The sequence below is a fragment of the Acinetobacter sp. 228 genome (genome assembly GCF_048147885.1).
In genome coordinates, this window is the sequence record NZ_JAYWYV010000589.1 from 1 (window position 1) to 1,043 (window position 1,043).

A 1,043-nucleotide genomic window follows, 5' to 3' on the forward strand; every position below is an offset into this window, starting at 1 on the left:
AAGCTTCATACGAACCATACCTTCTGCCACAGCTCCTGAAGACACTAAAATAATTTCGTGTCCAGCATTGTGTAAATCTGCAATCTGTTTCGCCCAATGCGAAATAGCGTCCAGATCTAGACCCTGCCCATTTGCCGTGAGTAAAGATGATCCGATTTTAACAACGATTCGTTTACACTCACTGAGCTTACGTTGCCCATCGACCACTTCTATCATGTTTTCCTCGGTTTTTTAGTCACGAACGTAGATGCTTTCTACATCACCATCGTCTTCATCGTCATCGAAGTCATCATCATCGTCCATCATGCTTTCAAGGCGTTGTGCCTTACGCATAGCACGGTATGCTTCCTTCGCTGCAATGGTCTGTTCACGTGTTTCAGCTTCAAGCTGTTCACGGAATGCTCTTACTTCTGCTGCGTACTCAGGATCTTCAACTTCACGTTCACGTTGTTGTTCAATCTGATCCATAAGGTAATAAACAACTTCTTTGGTTCCTTCTTCGAGTAAACCCGAGGTCTTAAAGACAGGACCTGTCCATTGCAACTCATCTAGAATATGCTGACACCATTCTTCACGGCTTTCTTCAGCAATCTGATCAAGTTTATTAAGTACTAATACAATTGGTAACTTCGCCAAAGTAGGAGAAAACTTGGCAAGTTCATTCATAATTGCTTTAGCATTATGGGCCGGGTCTGAACCATCAATTGGTTGTACATCAATAATGTGCAAAAGAATACGTGTACGTGCTAAATGCTTAAGGAAACGAATACCTAAACCTGCACCTTCTGCTGCACCTTCAATCAGTCCCGGAATATCTGCCATCACAAACGAGCGGTGACGGTCAGCATCTACTACACCTAGGTTAGGAACCATAGTGGTAAATGGATAATCTGCTACTTTTGGTTTCGCGGCACTTACTGCACGAATAAATGTTGATTTACCAGCATTTGGCATACCTAATAAGCCAACATCTGCCAATACTTTCAACTCAAGGCGAATTTCACGGAACTCACCTTTTGTACCTGTCGTACATTTACGTGGAG

General features: G+C 43.0%; 1 protein-coding gene and 1 pseudogene. Both read right to left on the bottom strand.

What is annotated here, in order from left to right; genetic code table 11:
- Window positions 1-216, bottom strand: a pseudogene (locus tag VXQ92_RS21055) (glutamate 5-kinase); the annotation flags it as partial.
- Between the two features lie 15 nt (window positions 217-231).
- A partial coding sequence (locus VXQ92_RS21060) for a GTPase (protein ID WP_416683075.1) occupies window positions 232-1,043 on the bottom strand: 812 nt, incomplete at its 5' end.